This window comes from Bradyrhizobium sp. JR3.5, assembly GCF_054057015.1.
On sequence record NZ_JBSRYV010000002.1, the window covers coordinates 5,814,745 to 5,838,337 of the forward strand.

Below are 23,593 nucleotides of genomic sequence, written 5' to 3' on the forward strand. Positions count from 1 at the left end.
GCGGAAGAGCAGGGCCATCCGGTTCGGCGGCTGCTGAATCCCATTGATTCCATTCATGAATCGATGGGCTCACCAATCCGATTGACTCCGCGGGCCCTGTTAGCTTTATATTAGAACATATCATGAACAAATGGGCCAGTCCCTGGTTCTCTGTTCTGGTCAGTGACGGCCTCAAATTTTCAGGTGGAAGGAGCGGCGCAATGAACGGCGCACGCACGGGTACGCTTGCGTCTCTGCGCGGCAGCATCGCGCGCATCGAGGCGCCATCGGAGGCGGCGATGCCGAATCGCATCGCGCTTGGACACACGAGCGCGGACGCGATGCTGCGCGGCGGGCTTGCACCGGCCGCGCTGCACGAGGTGTTCGCGGCCGGCCATCAAGGCGGCGCGGCGACCGGCTTCATCGCCGGGCTCGCCGGGCGGGTGTCAGCGCGCAAGCCGCTGGTCTGGGTGCGGCAGGATTTTTCCGATCGCGAAAACGGCGCGCTATCGATGCGCGGGCTCGCCGAACTCGGCCTCGATCCGCGCCTCTTGGTCACCGTGCGTGCCGCCGATGTCGACAGCGGCCTGCGCACCGCGGCCGACGCGCTCGCCTGCGATGCGCTCGGCGCGGTCGTGCTCGAGATCTGGGGCCATGCGCGCCAGCTCGATCTCGTCGCCAGCCGCAAACTGACCTTGGCTGCGCAAGCCTCCGGCGTCACCGCGCTGGTGCTGCGGATCGCAGCCACGCCGATCCCCTCGACCGCGGAGACGCGCTGGATCGTGCGCGCGGCGCATTCGCCGCCCGGCAATGCGGCTTGCGCCTGGGGCGCCCCGCGCTTCGAGGCCGAACTCGTGCGCAACCGTCATGGCCCGGTCGGGCGATGGATCATGGAATGGAAATGTGATGAGTGCCAATTCAGTGAACCGTCGGCGTATCCTCGGCCTGTGGCTGCCACGCCTGCCCATCGACCGCATCAAGCGCAAGCTCGCGCAGCCCGTCTCGCAAGCTGAAGCACGGGAGGTCGTAGGGCTCCCTCTCCCGCTTGCGGGGGAGGGCTGGGGTGGGGGTCTCGCCACGAGTCCCGCTGAGGAGAGAGCCCCCACCCGGATCGCATCTCGCGATGCGATCCGGCCTCCCCCGCAAGCGGGAGAGGCGAAGAAAGAACTTCGCTTTCTGCTGCAAGCGACAACAGTGCAAAAACTCCCCAGCGTCGTGGTCGCAAAGGACCGCAACGCGATCCTGCTGCACGCGATCGACGAAGCGGCGGTGCGCGCCGGGCTGTCGATCGGGCTGCCGCTCGCCAATGCGCGGGCGATCTGCCCGGAGCTCACGGTCTACGACGCCGATCCCGCCGCCGATCTGAAGACGCTGAACGACATTGCCGACTGGTGCGACCGTTTCACGCCGCTGGTCGCGCTCGATCCGCCTTACGGGCTGTTCCTCGACATCACCGGCTGCGCGCATCTGTTCGGCGGCGAGCGCGCGCTGCTGCAGATCGTCATCAATGCGCTGAGCCGGCGCGGCTTTGCCGTCAGCGCGGCGATTGCCGGCACCTCGATCGCGGCGCGCACGCTGACGCGCTACGCCTCGGGGCAGATCATTGCCGATAGCGCTGAGGCGGAGGCCGTCGGCCCGCTGCCGGTGTCGGCGCTCGGCGCCGATCCTGCCGTCACCACCGGCCTGCGCCGCGCCGGCCTGAAGACCATCGGCGATGTCGCCTCGCGCGCGCCGCATGAGATCTCGGCGCGGTTCGGCGCTGATTTCACGACCTTGCTCGGCCACGCGCTCGGGCAGGGCGATGCCCCGATCAGCCCGCGCAAGCCGCTGCCCGATTACATCGTCGAGAAACGTTTCCCCGAGCCTATCGCGACCGACACCGTGATCGCGCTGACACTCTCAAGCCTCGCCAAGACGCTGGTTGCGGCGATGGACAAGCAGGGCAAGGGCGCGCGGCAGCTGGAAGCGAGCTTCTTCCGCACCGACGGCGCAGTGCGCGCGATCATGGTCGAGACCGGGCGTCCAGTGACGCGGCCGGAGATGATCGACCGCCTGTTCCGCGAGCGGCTCGATGCTCTCAACGATCCGCTCGATCCCGGCTTCGGCTTCGATCTCATCCGTCTCGCCGCAGGGCGTACCGAGATCGTGGTGCAGCAGCAGCGCGATCTCGACGCCACCGTGCACGACAATGACGAGATCTCGGCGCTGATCGACCGCATCGCCGCCCGCATCGGGGGCAAACGCGTCGTCGTGCATCTGCCGCTCGAGAGCCATATCCCCGAACGCGCTGTGCTCGCGCTGCCGGCGCAGCATCATCTGGCCGCGGCGAGCGCTGCCGCCTGGCCGGAGCGCGTCGCCGGCGAGTCGCCGTTGCGACCGCTCAGGCTGTTCGAGCGGCCCGAGCCCATCAAGGTGCCGTTCGCGAGCGTGCCGGACGGTCCGCCGCACCAGTTCACCTGGCGGTGCGCCTTGCATGCGGTGGTGCGGGTCGAAAGGCCCCGAGCGCATCGCGATGGAATGGTGGAAGCAGGACGGCGCGGCGCTGACGCGCGACTACTTCCGCGTCGAGGATGCCGAGGGCCAGCGCTTCTGGATCTTTCGCGACGGCCTCTACGAGAGCGAGCTGCGCGACAAGGCGGGCGAGCCGGTCCCGGCCAACTGGTATGTGCACGGGCTGTTCGCATGACGACGCCAGCGCCCGACTATGCCGAGATCGGCATCACCAGCAATTTCTCCTTCCTGCGCGGCGGCTCCGATCCGCGCGCCTATGTGCATCAGGCGAGCGAACTCGGGATTCCCGTGATCGGGCTCGCCGATCACAACACGCTGGCCGGCGTGGTGCGCGCCTGGAAGGAGCTCGACAGCGACAAGGTCGCCCATCCGCCCAAGCTTCTGATCGGCGCCCGCATCGTCTTCATCGATGGCACGCCCGACATCCTGGTCTATCCGCGCGACCGCGCCGCCTACGGCCGGCTGTGCCAATTGCTCACCCGCGGCAAGCGCGGCGGCGGCATCGAGCGGATCGAGAAGGGCGACTGCCGTCTCGCTCTGTCCGATCTCGTCGACTTCGCCGAAGGTCAGCTCCTGGTGCTGGCGCTGCCGCATCGGTTCGAGGCGGAGAAAGCGCTCGATGTGCTCGCGCAACTCAAGGCCAGTGCCGTCGATGGCGTCTGGCTCGCGGCAAGCCTGCTCTATCGCGGCGACGACAGGCGCCGCCTCGCGCGGCTGCATGGCCTCGCTGCTGATGCCGGCGTGCCGCTGCTCGCTACCAACGAGGTGCTCTATCACCATCCCGCCCGCCGCCCGTTGCAGGATGTGCTGACCTGCATCCGCGAAAAGACCACGATCGAGGCTGTCGGCCGCAGGCTCGAGGCCAATGCCGAGCGGCATCTCAAGCCGGCCCATGAAATGATCAGGCTGTTTCGCGATCTGCCGGATGCGATCGCGGAGACCATGCGCTTCGCGAAACGCATCTCCTTCTCGCTCGACCAGCTCAAATACCAGTATCCCGACGAGCCGGTACCGCCGGGCAAGACCGCGCAGCAGCATCTGGAGGACCTGACCTGGGCCGGTGTCGATAAATATTTTGGCGGCGAGATCGACGAAAAACTTCGCGCCACCCTGAACAAGGAGCTCGCGCTGATCGCCGAGCTGAAATACGCGCATTACTTCCTCACCGTGCACGACATCGTGCACTATGCGCGCAGCCAGAACATCCTGTGCCAGGGGCGGGGCTCGGCGGCCAATTCGGCGGTGTGTTACGTGCTCGGCGTCACCTCGGTCGATCCGACCAAGGTCGATCTGCTGTTCGAGCGCTTCATCTCCAAGGAGCGGCTGGAGCCGCCCGACATCGACGTCGATTTCGAGCATTCGCGGCGCGAGGAGGTGATGCAATATGTCTATCGCCGCTACGGCCGCCACCGCGCCGCCATCATCGCCACCATCATCCATTATCGCCCGCGCAGCGCGATCCGCGACGTCGGCAAGGCGCTCGGGCTGACCGAGGACGTCACCGCCGCACTCGCCGACACCGTGTGGGGCAGCTGGGGCAAGGGCCTCAACGACATGCAGGTGCGGCAGGCCGGGCTCGACCCGAAGAATGCGATGATCAATCTCGCGGTCGAGCTCGCCACCGAGCTGATCGAGTTTCCGCGCCATCTCTCGCAGCATGTCGGCGGCTATGTGCTGACCCAGGACCGGCTCGACACCTATGTGCCGATCGGCAACGCCGCGATGGACGACCGCACCTTCATCGAATGGGACAAGGACGACGTCGACGCGCTTCATATGATGAAGGTCGACGTGCTGGCGCTGGGCATGCTGACCTGCATCCGCAAATGTTTTGACCTGATCGATGACCACAAGGGCAAGCGCTGGGAGCTCGCCTCGGTCCCGCAGGACGAAAAAGAAGTCTACGACATGCTGTGCCGCGGCGAGTCGCTCGGCGTGTTCCAGGTCGAGAGCCGCGCCCAGATGAACATGCTGCCGCGCTTGAGGCCGCGCACCTTCTACGATCTCGTCATCGAGGTTGCGATCGTGCGTCCGGGGCCGATCCAGGGCGACATGGTGCATCCTTATCTCAGGCGGCGGAACAAGCAGGAGCAGGAGATCTATCCGGCTCCGTCGCCCGAGCACGGCTCATCGGATGAGCTCTACAATGTCCTGCACAAGACGCTCGGCGTGCCGCTGTTCCAGGAGCAGGCGATGCGGATCGCGATCGAGGCGGCGCATTTCACGTCGGAGGAAGCCAACGGCCTGCGCCGCTCGATGGCGACCTTCCGCAACCTCGGCACCATCGGCACCTACGAGGAGAAGCTGGTCGGCAACATGGTGGCGCGCGGCTACGATCCGGATTTCGCCCGCAGCTGCTTCGACCAGATCAAGGGTTTTGGCAGTTACGGCTTCCCGGAAAGCCACGCCGCGAGCTTCGCGCAGCTCGTCTACATCTCCTCATGGCTGAAGCACCATCATCCCGATGCGTTCTGCTGCGGCCTGCTCAACTCGCAGCCGATGGGCTTCTATGCCCCGGCGCAGATCGTCGGCGACGCCCGCAAGAACGGCGTCACGGTGCGCGAGGTCGATGTCTCCTTCAGCTTTGCGCAGAACACGCTGGAGGAGCGCGACGGGAAGCATTGCGCAGTGCGGCTCGGCTTCCGCCAGATCGACGGCTTTCATTGGCTGGATGAGGACGAGGAGCGGTTGAAGCGGATGCAGGCCAGCCACAAAGAGGCTGTGCTTCCTCTCCCACTTGCGGGGGAGGGGTGGGGTGGGGGTCTCTCCACGAGTCACGCTGAGGAGAGAGCCCCCACCCGCAGCGCATCCGCGCTGCGGCCTCCCCCGCAAGCGGGAGAGGCGAAGCAAGAGCTCGACTGGGCCGACCGCATCGTCGCGGCGCGCAACCGGCGCCCCTTCACCTCGCTGGAAGACTTCGCCCGTGACACCGCTCTCCCCAAGCGCGCGCTGATCCTGCTCGCCGACGCCGATGCGTTCCGCTCGCTCGGGCTCGATCGCCGCGAGGCGCTGTGGGCGGTGCGGCGGCTGCCCGACAATGTGCCGCTGCCGCTGTTCGAGGTCGTCACCGCGCGCGAGCAGCCGGATGAGGGCGCAAAACCGCTGCCGGAGATGCCGCGTCCCGAGCAGGTGGTCGCCGACTATCAGACCATCCGCCTGTCGCTGAAGGGCCATCCGATGGAATTCTTGCGCGAGATGTTCACCAGAGAGCGTGTCGTCGCCTGCCACACGATCAACCGCAGCAACGACCGCCGCCGGGTCAGTTGTGCCGGCGTCGTGCTGGTGCGGCAGCGCCCGGGCAGCGCCAAGGGCGTCGTGTTCATGACACTGGAGGACGAGACCGGCATCGCCAACATCGTGGTGTGGCCGAAGGTGATGGAGCAGTATCGGAAAGAGGTGATGGGTGCGCGCCTGATCCTGGTCGAGGGCTATATCCAGAGCAGCCCCGAGGGCGTGACGCATCTGGTGGCGCAGCGCATGACCGACCGCTCCCACGATCTGATCGGCCTCGCCAACGAATCTCTCAGCAGCAAGCACCCGGTGCCGGCGGGCCCGGCGCTGATCGAGCCGCTTAACGACGACCGCCGCGATCACGGCGACAACTTGCCGCAAAGGATCCGCCACCCCCGCAACGTCCGCATCCTGCCGCCGTCACGCGATTTTCATTGAGGCCGGCGCGGGCCTCGATTTGACGCAGATCAAAGGCATCGCGGGGCGCTCCCCGTAAGAGATGGACGAAAAAGGAGACTGGAATGTCCGCAACCGAGATCGCGAAGCTTCATTTCTCAGCGGCACTTGCCGAAGCGGAGGCGGCCGGGCTGGATCAAGACAGCCTCTGCCGCTCGCTGCTTGGCCTCGTCGTCTCGAAATATCTTGAAGCCAGGAGCGTCTCCGACGTCCAGTCGGAGCTTCGCTTCGTCGCCGACAATTGCGACCCTGACACGGACTTCGCGTTCATGCGCCCGTAGCACATGAAGCGGAGGGCGGATTACGCCTTCGGCTAATCCGCCCTGTGGTTCAACGAACTTTCTCTCTAGAAATTCACCCGGTTCGAGATCGCGCCGTCGACGACGAGGTTCGAGCCGGTCGTGAACGAGGAGGCCGGGCTCGCCAACACGCGCAGGGAAAGCCGGATTGCTCCGGTCCTACCCCCGAGCTTTCTACCTTTTGCTCGGGGCCCATGGGTGCGATCGGCACCCGGCTTTCCCTGCGCCCTCTGTTCACGAGAGGGCGACACACGAAGCAAACCTCGGGCGGATCACGCCGCGAGAGTGCTCATCCGCGGCTTACGTGCGAATGCTTACACGAAGCTTACAACCGGCTGCCATCCGATCGGTCTTGCGTTCGCAAGCGGATGAATTCTTCGGCAGCTGCATGCTATTCCACCGCGGCCCCCACCGGCGGCCCGCCCGGCGGGCGGTGCAGGAAGGTGATCGACGCATAGGCGCCGACCCACGAGCCGGCCGCTGCGAAGGCGACGTAGAGCCAGTTCTCGGTGTAGCTGATCACCGCATAGGAGGAGAGCACGTACCAGACGCTGCTCCAGGTCGCAGCCGGCACGCGCTTGCGCGCGACGACCGCCGAGGTGAACATGACGTAGACCGCGTCGGTCGCCGCGGTCGCGAGGAAAACGCCGCCGGCGGTGAGGGGATCGATGGCAGCCATTGCAACTCCTGTTCGGGTCGGGCAGAGCCAAGGCATGGTCCGGAAAAGTGTGAAACGGTTTTCCGAGAAGATGATGCCAAATACGGGTTGAGATCGGGCATTGCCATTTTGTCATCATGCTCGGGCATAGAATAATCGCAAACAGGAATGCGCATGCAGGACATCCGTGAAATCCTTTCCGATGTCTGGACCGGCACCGGTGGCGCGCCGTCCGCGCTCGATGCGGTCACGCTGACCGGCAGCGAGCCGCAGTTGCCGTCGTCGTTTCGGGTCGCAGCGGCGGCGCAGGTACCGATTGCCGCGGCGGGCCTTGCCCGGCGGCCGAGATCTGGAAAGCCCGCAGCGGCGAGCAGCAGGATGTCGCGGTCGACATGCGCCATGCCGTCGTCGAATGTCGCAGCGAGCGCTATCTGCGGGTCGACGACAAGCCGCCGCCGCCGGCCTGGGACAAGATCGCCGGCGTCTACCGTGTCCGCGACAACCGCTTCGTCCACCTGCACACCAATTTCCCGCATCACCGCGACGCCGTCTGCAAGGTGCTGGGCTGCAACGCCGAGCGCGACGAGGTCCAGGCCGCGCTGCTGCAGTGGGACGGCGAGGCGTTCGAGACCGCGGCCTATGCGGCCGGCGGCGTCGTCGCCTTGATGCGCTCATATGACGAGTGGTCAGCGACGCCGCATGCGGGAGAACTTGCAAGACTGCCGCTGATCTCGATCGAGAAGATCGGCGAGGCCGCGCCAAGGCCGTGGCCCGCTGGGAAGCGGCCGCTGGCCGGCATCCGGGTGCTCGATCTGTCGCGCGTGATCGCGGGTCCCGTCGCCGGCCGCACGCTCGCCGCGCATGGCGCCGACGTGCTGCTGATCTCCGGTCCCGATCTGCCTGATATCCCCTGGCTCACCATCGACACCGGCCGCGGCAAGCTGACGAGCTTTCTCGAGCTGCGCAGCGAGGAGGGGCGCGCCGTGATGCGCGGTCTCGTCGCGCAGGCCGATATTCTCTCGCAGGGCTATCGCCCCCAGGCGATTGCGCGGCTCGGCTTCTCGCCGGAGGACGCGGCCCGCATCAATCCCGGGATCGTCTATGTGACGCTCTCGGCCTATGGCCATGCCGGTCCGTGGGCGGAGCGCCGCGGCTTCGACTCGCTAGTGCAGACCACGACCGGCTTCAATCATGCCGAGGGGCAGGCCGCCGGCGTCGATGGACCGAAGGAATTGCCGGCCCAGATGCTCGACCACGCCACGGGATACTTCATGGCGTTCGGCGCCATGATGGCCAGGGCACGCCAGGCGCGCGAGGGCGGCAGCTGGCATGTCCGGGTGTCGCTGGCGCAAACCGGGCGCTGGCTGTGGAATCTCGGCCGGCTCGAAGGGGGCCTTGCCACCGAGGATCTGAAGGCGGATGCGGTGCAGCCCTACATCGAGCGGCTTCCGTCCGGCTTTGGCACGCTGAGTTCGGTCCGGCACGCCGCCATCCTGTCGCGCACCCCGGCCCATTGGTCCCGTCCGGCGATGCCGCTCGGCAGCAATCCCCCGGAGTTTCCCGGATGAGACGTTCAGTCGCCGTTCAGGCTATCCGAACTTTAACGACGCGCACCGCCGAAGTGCGATTTTTAGGTTGTTTGAAACGCCAATTCGGCACTATTAGCGCACCGCTGGGGCTGTCCCGCCGGAAGCTGCAACGATCGACCCCGCGGACCGCATGCTGAAAGAGTTTATCAAGCGAATGCAGAGCTTTAGCCGCCCGCGCCTGCTGGTGGCCGCGGCGGTGCTGGTGGTCGCCTGCGCGGGCGCCTATGGCTACACCCGGTTCGGCTCGGACAAGCAGACGCCGTCGGAGGTCTCCAGCCAGTCCCGCAAGGGCGGCACGCGCTATGCGCCATCGCCCGCCGAGTGGGCCAGCCTGACCTTGCAGACCGTGGCCGAGCACACCTTCCGCTCCGAACTGGTGACCGAGGGCAAGATCGGGATCGACGAGGACCGCTCAACCCCGGTCTACTCGCCCTATACCGGGCGGGTGACCCGCCTGCTGGTGCGGCCGGGTGATACCGTGGTGAAGGGGCAGCCGCTGTTCGTGATCGAAGCGGCCGACACTGTGCAGGCGCAGAACGACTACGTCGCCGCGATGACCGGCCTCAACAAGGCCCAGTCGGCGCTCGACCTGGCGCAGATCCAGGAGAAGCGCGCCAAGGACCTGTCCGAGGGCAAGGCAATCCCGCTGAAGGATTATCAGACTGCGCAAGCGGCGCTGGTGCAGGCGCAGAACGATGCGCGCTCGGCGCAGACGCTGCTGGAGGCCGCGCAGAACAAGCTGCACATCCTCGGTTTCGGCGACGAAGCCATCACGACCTTGCAGCAGAAGGGCCGCCTCAATCCGGAGACGACGGTGTTCGCTCCGATCGGCGGCACCGTGGTCCAGCGCAAGGCCGGACCCGGCCAGTATGTCTCGACCGGCGCAAGCGACCCGGTCTATGTGATCGGCGATCTCTCGACGGTCTGGCTGATCGCCTTTGTCCGCGAATCCGACGCCGACAATGTCGCGGTCGGGCAGGACCTCAGCTTCAGCGTGATGGCGCTGCCGGGCAAGGTGCTGAACGCCCGGGTCAATTATGTCGCCGCCGCGATCGACGCGACCTCGCGACGGCTCCTGGTCCGCGCCACCATCGACAACGCCGACAATCGGCTGAAGCCCGAGATGTTCGCCAATGTGACGCTGTATTCGAAGGGCGACCACCCGGCGGTCGGCGTGCCGAAACAGGCGCTGATCTACGAGGGCGACCAGGTTCGCGTCTGGGTCGCGAAGGCCGACGACAAGACCATCGAGCTGCGCCAGATCAAGCCCGGCCTCATCAATGGCGACCTCGTCGAGGTCGCCGGCAATCTCAAGCCGGGCGAGCAGATCGTGACGAAGGGAAGCCTCTTCATCGACCGCGCCGCATCTGGCACCTAGGGCATGATCCGGAAAAGGGGAAACCGGCTTTCCGGATCGACCATGCACACCAAGAAAAATCCTCACCGTTGAAAGTGCCGATCTGAATGGATCGCCTCGTCGCCCTTGCCGTCAATCGCCGCTACTTGATGGTGGCCATGTTCGTGGTCGTCTTCATCGGCGGCCTGCTTGCGTTCAAGCAGCTCAACATCGAGGCCTATCCCGATCCGACCCCGCCGATGGTCGACATCGTGACGCAGAGTCCGGGCCTCTCGGCCGAGGAGATCGAACGCTACATCACGATCCCGATCGAGACCCAGGTCGCCGGCATCAAGAACCTCAAGACCATCCGCACCATCTCGCTGTACGGCCTCTCCGACGTCAAGCTGCAGTTCTCATTCGACTACACCTATGACGAGGCGCTGCAGCAGGTGCTGAACCGGCTGTCGCAGCTCGCGCCGCTGCCCGGCAATGTGCAGCCCGGCATCTCCCCGACCAGCCCGATCGGCGAAATCTTCCGCTACCGGCTGAAGGGGCCGCCGAACTACAGCGTGCTCGACCTCAAGACGCTGCAGGACTGGGTGCTGCAACGCCGCTTCCGCGCGGTGCCGGGCGTGATCGACGTCACCGGCTGGGGCGGCAAGACCAAGACCTACGAGATCCAGGTCGACTTCAACAAGCTGGTCGCCAACGGCCTGACGTTGCCGCAGGTGCTGCAGGCGGTTTCCAACGCCAACATCAATGTTGGCGGCAACACCGTGAACATCGGCTCGCAATCGGCCGTGGTGCGCGGCGTCGGCCTGATCCGCTCGATCGACGATCTCGCCAACACCATGATCTCGCAATCAGGCGGCAATCCGGTGCTGGTCAGGGACGTCGGCGCCGTCACGATCGGCGAGAAGCCGCGGCTCGGCATCGCCGGCATCGACAATGACGACGACATCGTGCAGGGCATCGTGCTGATGCGCCGCGGCGAGCAGAGCTCGCCGACCATTGCCCGCGTCGAGCAACTGGTCAATCAGATCAACAATTCCTCGATCCTGCCGCCGGGCGTCAAGATCGAGCGCATCTACGACCGCAAGGATCTGATCGAGCTCACCACCCACACCGTGCTGCACAACATGGTGGTCGGCATCCTGCTGATCGTGCTGTTGCAGTGGATCTTCCTCGGCGATCTCCGCAGCGCGCTGATCGTCGGCGCGACGATTCCGTTCGCGTTGTTCTTCGCCGTGATCATCCTGGTGCTGCGCGGCGAATCCGCCAATCTGCTGTCGGTCGGCGCGATCGATTTTGGCCTGATCGTCGACGCCACCGTGATCATGGTGGAGGCGATCTTCCGGCGGCTGTCGCAGACGACCGCGCTGTCGGAAGACGAGCGAAGCCACATCTCCGAGGATACGGTGATGGGCATGAAGAGCCATGCGATCCTGTCGGCGGCGGCCGACGTATCGCGCTCGATCTTCTTCGCCGCGACCATCATCGTCGCCGCGTTCCTGCCGCTGTTCACGCTGGGTGGCGTCGAGGGCAACATCTTCGGACCGATGGCGCGAACCTATGCCTATGCGCTGGCGGGCGGATTGCTGGCGACGTTCACGATCACGCCGGCGCTGAGCGCGCTCATCCTGCCGGCGCATATTCACGAGACCGAAACCTGGATCGTCAAGAGGCTCGATGCGATCTACGTTCCGGCGCTGAACTGGGCGATCGCCAATCGCAAGATCGTGATGGCCGGTGCGGCCGGCCTCGTGGTCATGACGATCATCTTCGTGCGGTTCCTCGGCCTCGAATTCCTGCCCAAGCTGGAAGAGGGCAATCTCTGGATCCGCGCCACGCTGCCGCCGACGATCTCGCTGCAGGAGGGCAACGCCTATGTCAACGAAATGCGGAAGCCTGATCAGCAGCCGTCCCGAAGTGGTGTCGGTGGTGTCGCAGCACGGCCGCCCCGACGACGGCACCGACGCCGCCGGATTCTTCAATGCCGAATTCTTCGCGCCGCTGAAGCCGGCCGGCGAATGGCCGGGCACGCATGACAAGGACGTCCTCACCGCGCAATTGCTCGCGCAGTTGCAGGACAAGTTCCCCGGCGTCGAATTCAACTTCTCGCAATACCTGCAGGACAACGTGTCGGAGGCGGTATCCGGCGTGAAGGGTGAGAACTCGATCAAGCTCTATGGCAACGATTTGCAGGCGCTGACCGACACCGCCAACAAGATCAAATCCGTGTTGTCGACCGTGCAGGGTGTCACCGACCTCGCAGTGTTCACCTCGCTCGGCCAGCCGACCGTCCAGATCGACGTCGACCGCGCGCGGGCGGCGCGCTACGGCCTGTCCCCGGGCGACATCAACGCCACGATCAAGGTCGCCGTCGGCGGCGACACCGCGGGCGATCTCTATGAACCCGGCAGCGACCGGCACTTCCCGATCATCGTCCGCCTTGCGCCGGAATATCGCAAGAGCGCGGAGGCGATCCAGAATCTGCGGATCGGGGCAACGAATCCGAATGGCGGGGTCACGCAGATCCCCCTGAGCGAGGTCGCCTCGATCAAGCTGATTTCGGGCGCGGCCTACATCTATCGCGAGCAGCAGGAGCGCTATCTGCCGATCAAGTTCTCGGTGCGTGACCGCGACCTCGGCAGCGCGATCCTGGAAGCGCAGCAGAAGGTCAACGAGCAGGTCCAGTTGCCGCCCGGCTCGCGTATCGAATGGGTGGGCGAGTTCGGCAATTTGCAGGACGCGATCAAGCGTCTGTCGGTCGTGGTGCCGATCAGCCTCGTGCTGATCGCGGTGCTGCTGTTCTTCAATTTCGGCTCGATGGTCGACACCATGCTCGCGATGAGCGTGATCCCGATGGCGATCTTCGGCGGTGTGCTCGGGCTGCTGATCTCGGGCATTCCGTTCAGCGTGTCGGCGGCGATCGGCTTCATCGCGCTGTTCGGCATCGCCGTGATGGATGGCATCATCATCCTGTCGCAGTTCAACCAGCTCATCGACGAAGGCTATGACCGGATGCGCGCGGTGATCCGCACCGGCGAGCTGCAGCTTCGTCCGGTGTTGATGACCTGCGTCGTCGCCGGCATTGGCCTGTTGCCGGCGGCGGTGTCGGAGGGCATCGGCTCGCAGGTGCAGAAGCCGCTCGCCATCGTCGTCGTCACCGGCATGATGCTGGCGCCGCTGGTGATCCTGATCACGCTGCCGGTCCTGATCTCCTACTTCTCGCGCCGGCCGAAGGACAACGTCAGGTAAGGCCGTAGAGCCGTGCCGGATTGTCGACCAGGATGGTCTTGCGCACCGCGGCGTCCGGCGCCCAGACCGGAAGCTGGTTGAGGAGGCGGCCGTCGTCGATCTGGTACAGCGGCGTCACGTCGGTGACCTTCTTGCCTTGGGGTGTCACCGAATCCGGGTGTGGCCAGTCGGTGCCCCAGACGATGCGCTCGGCATTGGCCGCGATCAGCGCCTGGGCCAGCGGCGCGGCGTCGGCATAGTCGGGCGCGAGCCTGGAGGCGCGATAGGCGCCGGAGATCTTGACATACGCCTTGCCGGATTTGACCAGCGCGAGCAGGTCGGCAAATCCCGGCTGGCCCGTGCCGAGCGCGGCCTCGGCGCCGCCGAAATGGTCGAACACCACGGGTACCGGCGCTGCCGCGACCAGGTCCTTGATCGCCGAGATCATGGCGAGGCTGGTGAACAGCTGCACGTGCCAGCCGCGCGCCTTCATCCGCTCGATCGCGGCCGAGAAGCGCTGCCGGCCGACATTGGGATCGTTGACGCCGCCGGTTGCGAGGTTGAGACGGATGCCGCGGAAGCCGGCCTTCTGCATGGTGTCGAGATCGCTCTCGCTGGTCTTGTCGTCGATCACGGCAACACCGCGCGCCGTGGGACCGCGCGCCGTCATGCCGAACAGCGTCGAGGAATTGTCGGGGCCGTAGACGCTCGGCGTCACGATCACCACGCGCTCGACATGCAGCGCCTTGTGCAGCGCGCTCATCTCCTCCGGCGAGGCTGGTTCCGGCGTATAGACGCGGCCGGCGAAGAACGGGAATTTCGCGGGATCGCCATGGATGTGGGTGTGGCAGTCGCAGGCACCGGCAGGCACGTCGAAGTTCACTGGCGTGGATGGTTGCGATGCCTTGGAAAATGCGTTGCTGCTGGTCATGGTCACTCCCGCTGCGATGGAAGCCAGCATCATACTGCGTCGCGTCAGCATTGGACGTCTCCCTGCGTGCTCGGCTGTTATGCGCGCACTCCGCGCACCGGCATTGTTGATGGCCGGCGGGGGCGGAGGTTATCGGCGGAGAGAGCGGGCGGAAAGGGCCGGTTCGCGGTGCGAACCGTTCCACAAGACCTATTGTCCCGACGGCGTGCGCAGGCCATGCCAGGCGTCGCGCACCTGATGGTAGTGCACTTCGGGCAGATAGTCGGGCGTCTTGAGATTGAGCGTCTTGACGTCGAGGCGTCCGGTCGCGCTGAGCAGCGTGTAGGAGGCGATCACGCGGTCGCGCTGTGCGCCGATCAGCCGAGCGCGCGCCGTGATCAGATCCTGCTGGGCGTTGAGCACGTCGACCGTGGTGCGCTGGCCGCCGGCGGCTTCCTTCTGCACGCCGGCCAGCGCAACCTCCGCGGCCTTCACCTCGGACTCGGAGGCCGACACCGCGATCTTGGCGCCCTCGTTGGCGACCCAGGCGCTGACCACGGCGGTCTTGGCCTGGTTGCGGACCTGGTCCAGTACGAGGCGGCTCTGCGCCGCGACTTCCTTGGCCTGCCGGGTCTGCGAGGCCGCGGTGCCGCCGTCATAGATCGGCTGCGTGACCTGGCCGATTACCGAGGCCTGGTCGGTCCCGAAAGTGCCGAGCGTGGGGTCGCTGTCGCGGCTGCGGCTGACGCTGCCCTGCATGGGTGACGTTCGGCATCAGGCTGCTCTCGGCGACGCGGATCGAGGTCGAGGCGACGTCGACGTCGAAGCCTGCGGCCATCACGGCGGGATGCTCGCGCACCGCAAGCGCGATCGAATCCTCGCGGCTGCGCGGCAGCAGCCGGTCGATGGTCTCGGCCGGACGCAATTGCGACGGCGCGCTGCCGACCACCTGCGCATAGGTCGCCTGGCTGATCGCGAAGTTGACCTCGGCGGCGTTGAGATCGGACAGGCCGCGGTTGAGCCGGGCCTCGGCCTGGGCGGTATCGGTCGGCGTGACGTCGCCGGCATTGAGGCGGCGCTGGGTGATCGCCTGGGTCTCCTTCAGGAAGGCGACATTGGCGCGCTGCGCCTCGACCAGGGTCTGGTTAGCCAGCACGTTGGTATAGGCGGTGACGGCGTCGAGCAGCACGCCCTGGCCGACATTGCGCAGGGCCTCGCGGCCGGACTGCACCTGCAACTCGGCGACGCGGACGCTGTTGGCGGTCTTGAAGCCGTTGAACAAGGTCTGGGTCACGGTAACCCCGATCTGCCAGGGCTTCAGCGTCGCGCCCTGGATCACGTTGCCGGGCAACTGGTCGCGCACGGCCTGGAGGCCGAGCGAGAGGCCGGCGGTGATCTGGGGGCGGTAGCCGGCCAGCGCCTGCGGCACGTTCTCGTCGGTCGCGCGCTGGCGCGCCCGTTCGGCATTGAGCTGCGGATTGGTCTGATACGCCTTGGCCATGGCTTCGGGCAGGCTCTCGGCGCGGGCCGCGGTGTCCGTCAGCAGCGCGCAGGCCAGCGCGCCAAGGCCGATGCCCGACAAAAGCACGCGCCTCACTACGTCGCCAACCCTCGCGGCACGCCCAACCATGTGATCCCGCAAACCAAAACCCCGGCAGTCCGCTCTCGCCGATGCCGTCGACACATCTACCTGTTTACGGGCCGGCGCCGCCACAGGCAAACCGCCACGCGACATCTGCACATCATTTCGGTTGTTGTCTGTTGCCGGTTCGTCACAGGCGAACGCAGCTGTCATATGAAGTATAAGTTTGAACCGCCGGCCGCCGATTCAGCGATGCCGGTCATCCCTGCCTGCCCGGGTTCATCGCAGATGCCGAAACTCTTCTCTGATCCCGAGGCGATCGCGGAGCACATCGTTCGTGACGTCGGAACCGAACTTGTGGTGGGGCTGCCGCTCGGCCTCGGCAAGGCCAATCATATCGTCAACGCGCTGTACGCGCGGGCGGTCGCCGACCGCTCGATCAATCTGACGCTGTTCTCGGCGCTGACGCTGGAAAAGCCGAAGCCGAGGAACCTGCTCGAGCAGCGCTTCATCGGTCCCGTGATCGATCGCCTGTTCGGCTTCTATCCGGATCTCGCCTATGCCGAGGCGCTGCATCGCGGCGCGCTTCCGCCCAACATCAAGGTGATCGAGTTCTTCTTCCTCGCCGGACAATGGCTGCATCAGCCATTCGCCCAGCAGCACTACATTTCCGCCAATTACACCCACGCGGCGTCATATCTGCTGTCGCGCGGACTGAATGTCGTGCCCCAGCTCGTCGCCAAGCGCGTGGTCGACGGCGTGCCGCGCTACAGCCTGAGCTGCAACACCGACACGACGCTCGACGTGCTGCGCGCCCGTGCGCAGGGGCGGGCCTCATTCAAGCTGATCGGCCAGGTCAATTCCGAGCTGCCGTTCATGCCGGGGCCCGGCGATCTGCCGGCGGATGAATTCGCCGCGGTGCTCGACAGTCCCGACACCGACTTCCCGCTGTTCGCGCCGCCGTCGGAGCCGATCAGCGACACCAAATATGCGATCGGATTGCACGCCGCGGGTCTGGTCCGCGACGGCGGCACGCTGCAGATCGGGATCGGGCAGGTCGGCGATGCGCTGGCGCAGGGGCTCGTGGTGCGCCACCGCGACAACGGCCAATTCCAAGGCATCATGCAGCGCCTTGCGCCCGGTAGCGCACAACTCGCGGCGGCCGAGACCGGGCCGTTCGAGAAGGGGCTCTATGGCGTCAGCGAGATGCTGTTCGAAGCGTTCCTCGGGCTGATCGACGCCGGCATTCTCAAGCGCGACGTTGGCGGTGTGATCCTGCACGGCGCATTCTTTCTGGGTCCGCAATCCTTCTATCGGGCGCTGCGCGAGATGACGGGCGAGCAGCTGGCGCGAATCCAGATGATGCCGGTGTCCTTCACCAACGAGATCTTCGGCGACGAGGACGGCAAGCGCCGCGCCCGCGTCGATGCGCGCTTCGTCAACAACGCGATGATGGCGACGCTGCTGGGCGCTGCGATCTCCGACGGGCTCGAGAACGGCCAGGTCGTGAGCGGCGTCGGCGGCCAGTATAATTTCGTGGCGCAGGCATTCGCGCTCGAGGGTGCGCGCTCGGTGCTGGCGCTGGAGGCGACCCATCAGTCCGGCAGGCAGACGCAGTCGAACATCCGCTGGTCCTACGGTCACGAGACCATTCCACGGCACCTGCGCGATGTCTTCGTCACCGAATACGGCGTCGCGGATGTCAGGGGGAAGTCCGATGCCGATGTGATCGCCGCGATGCTGCAGGTGGCGGACTCGCGCTTCCAGGGCGAGTTGATGCGGCAAGCCAAGGATGCCGGCAAGCTGCCGCGCAATCACGAAATCCCGGCCGCTCACCGCGAAAATTATCCCGAGCGCATCAGCACTGCGCTGAAGCCCGCACGTGACGCAGGTCTGCTGCCGTCATTCCCGTTCGGCAGCGATTTCACCGACGTCGAGCAACGGCTGATTCCGGCCCTGCAGATATTGCAGCAGGCGCAGCAGACCCCGCTGCAACTCGCCGGCCTGCTGTGGCAGGGGATGCGGCATCCGCCTGACGCCGCCGACCGCGAATGCCTGGCGCGGCTCGGTCTCGACAAGCCGACTCATTTCGCCGAGCGCGCCTATCGCGCGCTCGTCACCGCAGCATTGCAGCGGAGCCGCGTGGATTAACGGTTCTTGTTGACCGGCTTGCGCTTCTCGATGAAGGCCGCCATGCCCTCGGAGCGATCCTCGAGTGCGAAGGTCGAGTGGAACAGGTTGCGCTCGACATTCATGCCTTCCGAAAGCGGCGTCTCGAACGCGCGGTTGACAGCCTCCTTGGCCATGGCGGCGGTCGGACGCGACATCGAGGCGATCTTCTCGGCTGCAGCAAGCGCCTCTTCCAGCAGCTTGTCGGCTGGAACGATCCGCGACACGAGGCCCGAGCGCTCGGCTTCCGCCGCATCCATCATGCGTCCGGTGAGGCAGAGATCCATCGCCTTCGACTTGCCGATCGCGCGGGTCAGGCGCTGCGTGCCGCCGATGCCCGGAATGGTGCCGAGGGTGATTTCCGGCTGGCCGAACTTGGCGGTGTCGGCGGCGATGATGATGTCGCACATCATCGCAAGCTCGCAGCCGCCGCCGAGCGCATAGCCCGCGACCGCGGCAATGGTCGGCTTGCGGCAACGGGCAACGCGGTCGCCGCCGATGGCGGTGGAAGTCGCTGTTGAACATGTCGATGAAGCCCTTCGGTTGCATTTCCTTGATATCGGCACCCGCCGCGAAGGCCTTCTCGCTGCCGGTGATCAGGATGCAGCCGATCTTGTCGTCGGCCTCGAGATCGTCCACCGCCGCGGCGATCTCGCGGAACACGCCGAACGACAGCGCGTTCAACATTTTCGGCCGGTTCAGCGTGATGACGCCGACCGGTCCCTTGCTTTCGACGATGATGAATTCGAACGTAGCCATGACGCAAACCCCGTGCCTGATTTTCCGGGCAATGTGCCCGCTGGCGGGATGCGCTTCAAGTGGCTGAAGCGGCTTTGGTCCGCGGTGCGGCGCTACCCGCGCCGCAAGCCGCGAGGACCTCAGGCTAGGCCATGAACATGCGCGCCGCGGAGGCCACCGTGAGCAGGGCGCCGAAGCCGATGAAGATCTTCCCGATCAGCGAGGTCTGGTCCCAGCTCGCGCTGTCGCTGCTCGCCAGAACCGGGGCCGGCTTGGCTGCGGCTACGACGACAGGCGGCGGCTGCGCCGGGGGCGCCTCCTGCTGGATGGTCTGCGGTTGAGCCGGTTGCGGTTGTTCCGCCGCCTGCTCCTGCTGCAGGGCCCGGTCGAGGTCGTTGAGCTGGTCGGATGCGACCACGCTGCCGTCGGGTTGGGCGTCGCCGGGCTTATCGGAGGCGGCCATCACCGGATTGACGTTGGCGGGCGCGGTGCTCGCATTGCCGTCGCCGGACGTCAGCTCCGCATTGGCATTGGCGACCGTGGCGGGCATGCCCGCCGACGTCACGCTGCCAGCATCGCTGGCGGCCTTCTTGCTCTCGGATTTGTCGGCCGTCTTTTCAGTCGTCTTGGAAGACTGGTGGTGCGCATGGCGCCGGCCATGCCGCGCACTCTGGTCCGCGGACTTGTCGGTTGAAGCATTGTCGGATCTCGCCGCGGCGGGATCCGAACCGGCCGCATGCGCCGGCAACGGTCCGGCGAGACACACACAAAACCCTGTCAGCCCTGTCGCAACCATCAAGGCCAAGCGCCCGCTGGCTTTGATCTTCATTCTGATGATCTCCCCATTTCGCCCGTCCCGAACGCGAAATGAGACCCCGCCGCGTGTCTACACCGGGGCAAAAAAAGGGAATCTTCGGGCATCAGACGGCAAAAGCTGGGCAATTTCGTCCCGGTGGATCGTCGGCAGCAGCTGCACCGATGCGTGTCGGACCGATCGGTGTTATGAGCCCTTCCGTCTGCAAACCCGCCGGAGCGATTCTTTGAGGCTGATCCTCGGCGCGGCGTTGCCTGAGGATAATTATCACGAATTCGTGATGTCGTTGGCGTGCCGCGTAACAAACTGAAAGATCGGCCGAATTGCAATTCAGGAGCCTGCGTGCGCGAACGTGAGGATGAATGGACCGACCTGATGCGGTCGGCCATTTCAGGCGATGACGCGGCGTATCATCGCCTGCTCAAGGCCATCACGCCGGTACTCCGTGCCGCGGCGCGACGTGGCTTGGCGCGCGCGGGACAACCGGTCGATCAGTCCGAGGACATCGTGCAGGACATTTTGTTGGCGGTGCATTTGAAGCGACAGACCTGGGACACCAGTGCGCCGTTCGCGCCGTGGCTGTTCGCGATCGCGCGCAACAAGCTGATCGACGCGCTGCGCCGCCGCGGCAGGCGCATCTTCGTCAATATCGATGACTTCGCCGAGACGCTGCCGGGGGAAACACCGGAGCCGACGGCATCGCCCGGCGAGGTGACCGCCCAGTTGCAGGCGTTGCCGGCGCGGCAACGCGACGTGTTGCAATCGATCGCGGTCGACAGCGCCTCGATCAAGGACACCGCCGCGAAATTCGCGATGACTGAGGGCGCGGTGCGGGTTGCGCTGCATCGTGGGCTTGCAAGCCTGACCGCGAAATTACGGGACCGATGAGCATGGACACCGATCAACTCATTCGAACCCTGACCGCCGACAATGCCTATCGGCCTCGTCCGATCGGTCTTGCGCTGATGATGGCGCTGCTGGCGGCGGCGCCGGTCTCGCTGCTGATCTTCTTCGCCGAGCTCGGCGTGCGGCCCGACGTGATGACAGCGATGCATAATCCGTTCTTCGACCTGAAATTCGCGGTGACGCTGGCGCTCGCCGCCTCGGCGATTGCGGTCAGCCTGCATCTGTCGCGGCCGGAAGCCTCGCTGCGCAGCTTCGGCTGGTGGCTGCTGATTCCCGCCGGCATCCTCGTTGCCGCGATCAGCGGCGAGATGATGATGCCGCAGCGCACGCCGATGATGACGCGCCTGATCGGCAAGAACTCGGTGGCGTGCATGACCGCGATCCCCGCGATGTCGCTACCGCTCTTGGTCGGCGCGCTGTACGGGCTGCGGCAGGGCGCGCCGGCGCGGCCTGCGATCGCGGGCGCAGTCGCAGGCCTGCTCTCGGCAGGGCTCGCGGCCACCGTCTATGCGTCGCACTGCACCGATGACTCGCCGCTGTTCGTTGCCACCTGGTACACGCTGGCGACCGCGATCGTCGCAAGCGTCGGCGCGCTGATGGGAGCGAGGGCGCTACGATATTAGGCCGCGGGCGCCGACTGCTGCATGCGATGGAAGCGCAGCACTTGCTGCGCGGTCGATGGCCGCAGCCGCTCATAGGTGTCCTTGCAGGCCTGCAGATCGGTCGGCTCACCGCCCGAGATGTCGTCGCGCAGATTGATGATCGACCGCACCGTCGACCACGACAGGCCCGAGACCTTGGCCAGGATCATCACGCCCTCGGCGCGGGTTTCGATCATCATGTTCTCGGCGATGCTGACCGAGACATTGGCGAGCGCGGCAAGCGAGGCATTGGTCTCGTCGAACTTGCCGGCCTCGGCGAAGGCCGCGAGCTGGAATTCGTCGAGCCGGCCGTCCTGGTAGAGCGACTTGACCAGCGCATGCGCGATTGTGGTGTCCGGCGTCACGGCGGCGGGCGCCGAGCGCGCGCGTCGCGTCGCCTCCTTTACCGCGATCGGAATCTCCTTGGCCTGCTGCGGATTGGCAGCCTCGAGCCGCTGCCTGACCGTGTCCGACGCCTTGGCGACCAGCTTGAGATAGAGATGCCGCGGGATGCTCGGGCGGAGCCCGACGCAGGTCGACAGATTGTCGTCGCCCTCGGCGCGGCTGACCAGCCGGGTGAAGCCGCGCTCGGTGAATTCCGCGCCGGGATTGTTGACCGCGCTCTGGATCACCTCGTCGTTGCCGCGCAGCACCAGCACGTCGGTGACGGCGCCGCTCAGCGTCTTCCGGTTGGAGATCGCGAGCAGATGCGCCTGGCTCTTGCTGCGCGCCGTTTCGATCAGGGTGTCGTCGTCGAGCCGCGGCGACAGCGTCAGCACGGGGCCTGCGACCTCGATCAGGTCGTCGAATGCAAGGGTACGGATGGTCTGCGGCGGCGCGGTCTCGATCGGGGCGAGGCGGTTGGCGAGCAGCGCCTTGGCCGAGTTTTCGATGTGCTCGAGCAGGCATTGGAAGACGTCGTCGAACAGCACGATCTGCTGGTCCGAATAGTTGACCGAGCCGTTGATGAAGAGGTCGGTCACGCGGCGCAGCGTCTCGACACGGCGTGCGACGGTGCCGTGCGCGAGCGTCGTCTGCAGTTCGTCGAGCAGACTTTCGGGGGCGGTCTCGGGCTTCGAACTCATGACTCTGTCCTGGAGCGGTGGCGACGGATTCTCCGGCGCCGAATAGGGAAATGAAAGGATGTCAGGCGCTGGCGATGCGGTTGCGTCCCCTGGCCTTGGCTGCGTAAAGCGCGCCATCGGCGCGGGCGAGTAATGTGTCGGAGTTTTCGTGCGGCTTGAGGGTCGTGACGCCTGCGGAAATCGTCACCTGCATGCCGGGCGAGAATGCGCTCCAGTCGAGACCGGCGATGATCGCGCGCAGCCGCTCGAGCGCGCGTATCGCCTGATCCTGCGACAGGTCGGGCAGCACCAGCAGGAATTCCTCGCCGCCGTAACGGCCGAAGCGATCGATGCTGCGGAGATTGGCGAACATGCCGATGGCGAAGGTGCGCAACGCTTCGTCGCCGATCGGATGGCCGTAGACGTCGTTGATGCGCTTGAAATGGTCGAGGTCGATCAGCGCCACCGCGCAGGAGCTGCCGTTGCGGGCGCAGCGCGCGATCTCCTCCTCGAGCGTGCGCATGATGCTGCGGCGATTGGAGGTGCCGGTCAATTCGTCGAGCTCAGCGAGCTCCTCGATGCGCCGGTAGGCCTCCTTCAGCTTCACGCCGCTCTGATACAGCGATTGCTGCATCGAGCTCGAGAAGATGCCGAGATACATGCAGCGCCCGATCGTCAGCGCGAACACCAGCATGGTGGCGAGGCGGTCGATCCTGGTGCTGGTCGGCATCCCGATCGCCTTGTCGGTGCCGAGGAACAGCGCAGCGAGGCCCAGCACCATGATGGTCCAGACGATCGCGGTCTGGCGCGCCGAGGTACGCAGCGCACCGAAGCCGAACACCACGAACAGGTTGCAGAGGAACAGCACGCCGACTTCCGGCGCGATGTAGGTGAACACGAGCAGGTTCACCATGTTGACGGCCGATTGCGGCGCGACCAGGTAGTGGTCGCGGAAGCGCTCGTGGAAGCCGCGCTCCGAAAGCAGCACATAGATGGCGACGAGGGAGAGGCCGGTCAGGGCGTAGCCCGCCGCGACCAGGACCGACGTCGTGCCGGCATGCGCGTAGATCAGCAGCACGACGGCATCGAGCACGAAGCAGGCGGCGACCATCGACTGAATCTGGCGGCGCTGCCTGGCCCGGCGCGCCAGGCGCTCGCGCGTCAGCCTGGGACGGCCGCTTTCCGATGCACCCGCGATCGGGCTGGGAAGTGACGACGCAGCGCTGCCCATGGTCTCGCCATTGCTGAAATCCGCCGAAAATTTAAGTGGGAAAGCCTTTAGGTTTGGTATCTTTTGGAACCGAATCTGCTCCGGTGAAACCCGGTCATCACCCTTGTTTCGTAAGGGGAATCCGTTCACGGAGGCGGGTTGGAAGCGATCGGGGCGGGGGCTTGCGGCGGCGCCCGCTTCGCGACAGCGCTGGCTTGCCGGCAAAGCCTTGGTATGGTCGCGCCGGATGGTGCGAG

13 protein-coding genes and 6 pseudogenes are annotated in these 23,593 nt (G+C 65.9%); 11 read left to right on the forward strand and 8 right to left on the reverse strand.

What is annotated here, in order from left to right; genetic code table 11:
- Nucleotides 1-200: 200 nt before the first annotated feature.
- The 4 genes and pseudogenes from ACVWW1_RS44600 (at nucleotide 201) to ACVWW1_RS44615 (ending at nucleotide 6,458) form a co-directional block, all read left to right on the forward strand.
- Entirely contained in the window at nucleotides 201-992 is a 792-nt protein-coding gene (locus ACVWW1_RS44600; protein WP_456660266.1) for an ImuA family protein, read from the forward strand.
- Nucleotides 886-2,665, forward strand: a pseudogene (locus tag ACVWW1_RS44605) (Y-family DNA polymerase). The gene ACVWW1_RS44600 and the pseudogene ACVWW1_RS44605 overlap by 107 nt, the downstream one beginning before the upstream one ends.
- Entirely contained in the window at nucleotides 2,662-6,159 is a 3,498-nt protein-coding gene (locus ACVWW1_RS44610; RefSeq protein WP_456660267.1) for an error-prone DNA polymerase, read from the forward strand. The pseudogene ACVWW1_RS44605 and the gene ACVWW1_RS44610 overlap by 4 nt, the downstream one beginning before the upstream one ends.
- An 83-nt stretch (nucleotides 6,160-6,242) precedes the next feature.
- A complete protein-coding gene (locus ACVWW1_RS44615; protein WP_207836449.1) occupies nucleotides 6,243-6,458 on the forward strand; it encodes a hypothetical protein in 216 nt (71 codons plus the stop codon).
- A 65-nt stretch (nucleotides 6,459-6,523) separates the two neighbouring features.
- Here the strand turns inward: ACVWW1_RS44615 and ACVWW1_RS44620 are convergent.
- Nucleotides 6,524-6,604 (reverse strand): annotated as a pseudogene (locus ACVWW1_RS44620) (3-ketoacyl-ACP reductase); the annotation flags it as partial.
- A 263-nt stretch (nucleotides 6,605-6,867) separates the two neighbouring features.
- The gene (locus ACVWW1_RS44625; RefSeq protein ID WP_050626238.1) at nucleotides 6,868-7,155 is read right to left on the reverse strand and encodes a hypothetical protein; all 288 of its coding nucleotides are present in this window, start codon (nucleotides 7,153-7,155) and stop codon (nucleotides 6,868-6,870) included.
- Between the two features lie 153 nt (nucleotides 7,156-7,308).
- On the opposite strand from ACVWW1_RS44625, the pseudogene ACVWW1_RS44630 reads away from it, so the two are divergent.
- From ACVWW1_RS44630 to ACVWW1_RS44640, 3 genes and pseudogenes are all read left to right on the forward strand, one after another.
- Nucleotides 7,309-8,702 (forward strand): annotated as a pseudogene (locus ACVWW1_RS44630) (CoA transferase).
- Nucleotides 8,703-8,853: 151 nt separating this feature from the next.
- A complete protein-coding gene (locus ACVWW1_RS44635) occupies nucleotides 8,854-10,101 on the forward strand; it encodes an efflux RND transporter periplasmic adaptor subunit (RefSeq protein ID WP_456660268.1) in 1,248 nt (415 codons plus the stop codon).
- Nucleotides 10,102-10,187: 86 nt separating this feature from the next.
- A pseudogene (locus ACVWW1_RS44640) lies at nucleotides 10,188-13,323 on the forward strand (efflux RND transporter permease subunit).
- Here ACVWW1_RS44640 and ACVWW1_RS44645 read toward each other — a convergent pair.
- Together ACVWW1_RS44645 and ACVWW1_RS44650 are read right to left on the reverse strand one after the other, a co-directional pair.
- On the reverse strand, nucleotides 13,316-14,284 hold the full coding sequence (locus ACVWW1_RS44645) for an amidohydrolase family protein (RefSeq protein ID WP_456660269.1): 969 nt from the start codon (nucleotides 14,282-14,284) through the stop codon (nucleotides 13,316-13,318). The pseudogene ACVWW1_RS44640 and the gene ACVWW1_RS44645 sit on opposite strands and share 8 nt — an antisense overlap.
- A 138-nt stretch (nucleotides 14,285-14,422) precedes the next feature.
- Nucleotides 14,423-15,842, reverse strand: a pseudogene (locus ACVWW1_RS44650) (TolC family outer membrane protein).
- A gap of 240 nt (nucleotides 15,843-16,082) precedes the next feature.
- Here ACVWW1_RS44650 and ACVWW1_RS44655 point away from each other — a divergent pair.
- Nucleotides 16,083-17,945 carry an acetyl-CoA hydrolase/transferase C-terminal domain-containing protein gene (locus tag ACVWW1_RS44655; RefSeq protein ID WP_456660270.1) on the forward strand — a complete coding sequence of 621 codons (1,863 nt, stop codon included), beginning with the start codon at nucleotides 16,083-16,085 and terminating at the stop codon, nucleotides 17,943-17,945.
- On the opposite strand, the pseudogene ACVWW1_RS44660 reads toward ACVWW1_RS44655, so the two are convergent.
- Both ACVWW1_RS44660 and ACVWW1_RS44665 read right to left on the reverse strand, forming a co-directional pair.
- Nucleotides 17,942-18,722: pseudogene (locus ACVWW1_RS44660) on the reverse strand (enoyl-CoA hydratase). The gene ACVWW1_RS44655 and the pseudogene ACVWW1_RS44660 sit on opposite strands and share 4 nt — an antisense overlap.
- 124 nt (nucleotides 18,723-18,846) lie before the next feature.
- Complete coding sequence (locus ACVWW1_RS44665) at nucleotides 18,847-19,251, reverse strand: hypothetical protein (RefSeq protein WP_456660271.1); 405 nt, start codon at nucleotides 19,249-19,251, stop codon at nucleotides 18,847-18,849.
- Here ACVWW1_RS44665 and ACVWW1_RS44670 point away from each other — a divergent pair.
- Genes ACVWW1_RS44670 through ACVWW1_RS44680 form a run of 3 tightly spaced genes read left to right on the forward strand, consistent with a single transcriptional unit; the run spans nucleotide 19,250 to nucleotide 21,044 of the window.
- Nucleotides 19,250-19,825 carry a hypothetical protein gene (locus ACVWW1_RS44670; protein ID WP_456660272.1) on the forward strand — a complete coding sequence of 192 codons (576 nt, stop codon included), beginning with the start codon at nucleotides 19,250-19,252 and terminating at the stop codon, nucleotides 19,823-19,825. The genes ACVWW1_RS44665 and ACVWW1_RS44670 overlap by 2 nt on opposite strands.
- A 32-nt stretch (nucleotides 19,826-19,857) precedes the next feature.
- Nucleotides 19,858-20,403 carry a sigma-70 family RNA polymerase sigma factor gene (locus ACVWW1_RS44675; protein ID WP_456660273.1) on the forward strand — a complete coding sequence of 182 codons (546 nt, stop codon included), beginning with the start codon at nucleotides 19,858-19,860 and terminating at the stop codon, nucleotides 20,401-20,403.
- Nucleotides 20,404-20,405: 2 nt separating this feature from the next.
- Nucleotides 20,406-21,044, forward strand: a complete 639-nt coding sequence (locus tag ACVWW1_RS44680) for an NrsF family protein (RefSeq protein WP_207836465.1) — start codon at nucleotides 20,406-20,408, stop codon at nucleotides 21,042-21,044.
- Here ACVWW1_RS44680 and ACVWW1_RS44685 read toward each other — a convergent pair.
- Both ACVWW1_RS44685 and ACVWW1_RS44690 read right to left on the reverse strand, forming a co-directional pair.
- Complete coding sequence (locus tag ACVWW1_RS44685) at nucleotides 21,041-22,147, reverse strand: DUF2336 domain-containing protein (RefSeq protein WP_092125155.1); 1,107 nt, start codon at nucleotides 22,145-22,147, stop codon at nucleotides 21,041-21,043. The genes ACVWW1_RS44680 and ACVWW1_RS44685 overlap by 4 nt on opposite strands.
- Before the next feature lie 61 nt (nucleotides 22,148-22,208).
- On the reverse strand, nucleotides 22,209-23,357 hold the full coding sequence (locus ACVWW1_RS44690; RefSeq protein ID WP_456660274.1) for a GGDEF domain-containing protein: 1,149 nt from the start codon (nucleotides 23,355-23,357) through the stop codon (nucleotides 22,209-22,211).
- Between the last annotated feature and the right edge of the window lie 236 nt (nucleotides 23,358-23,593).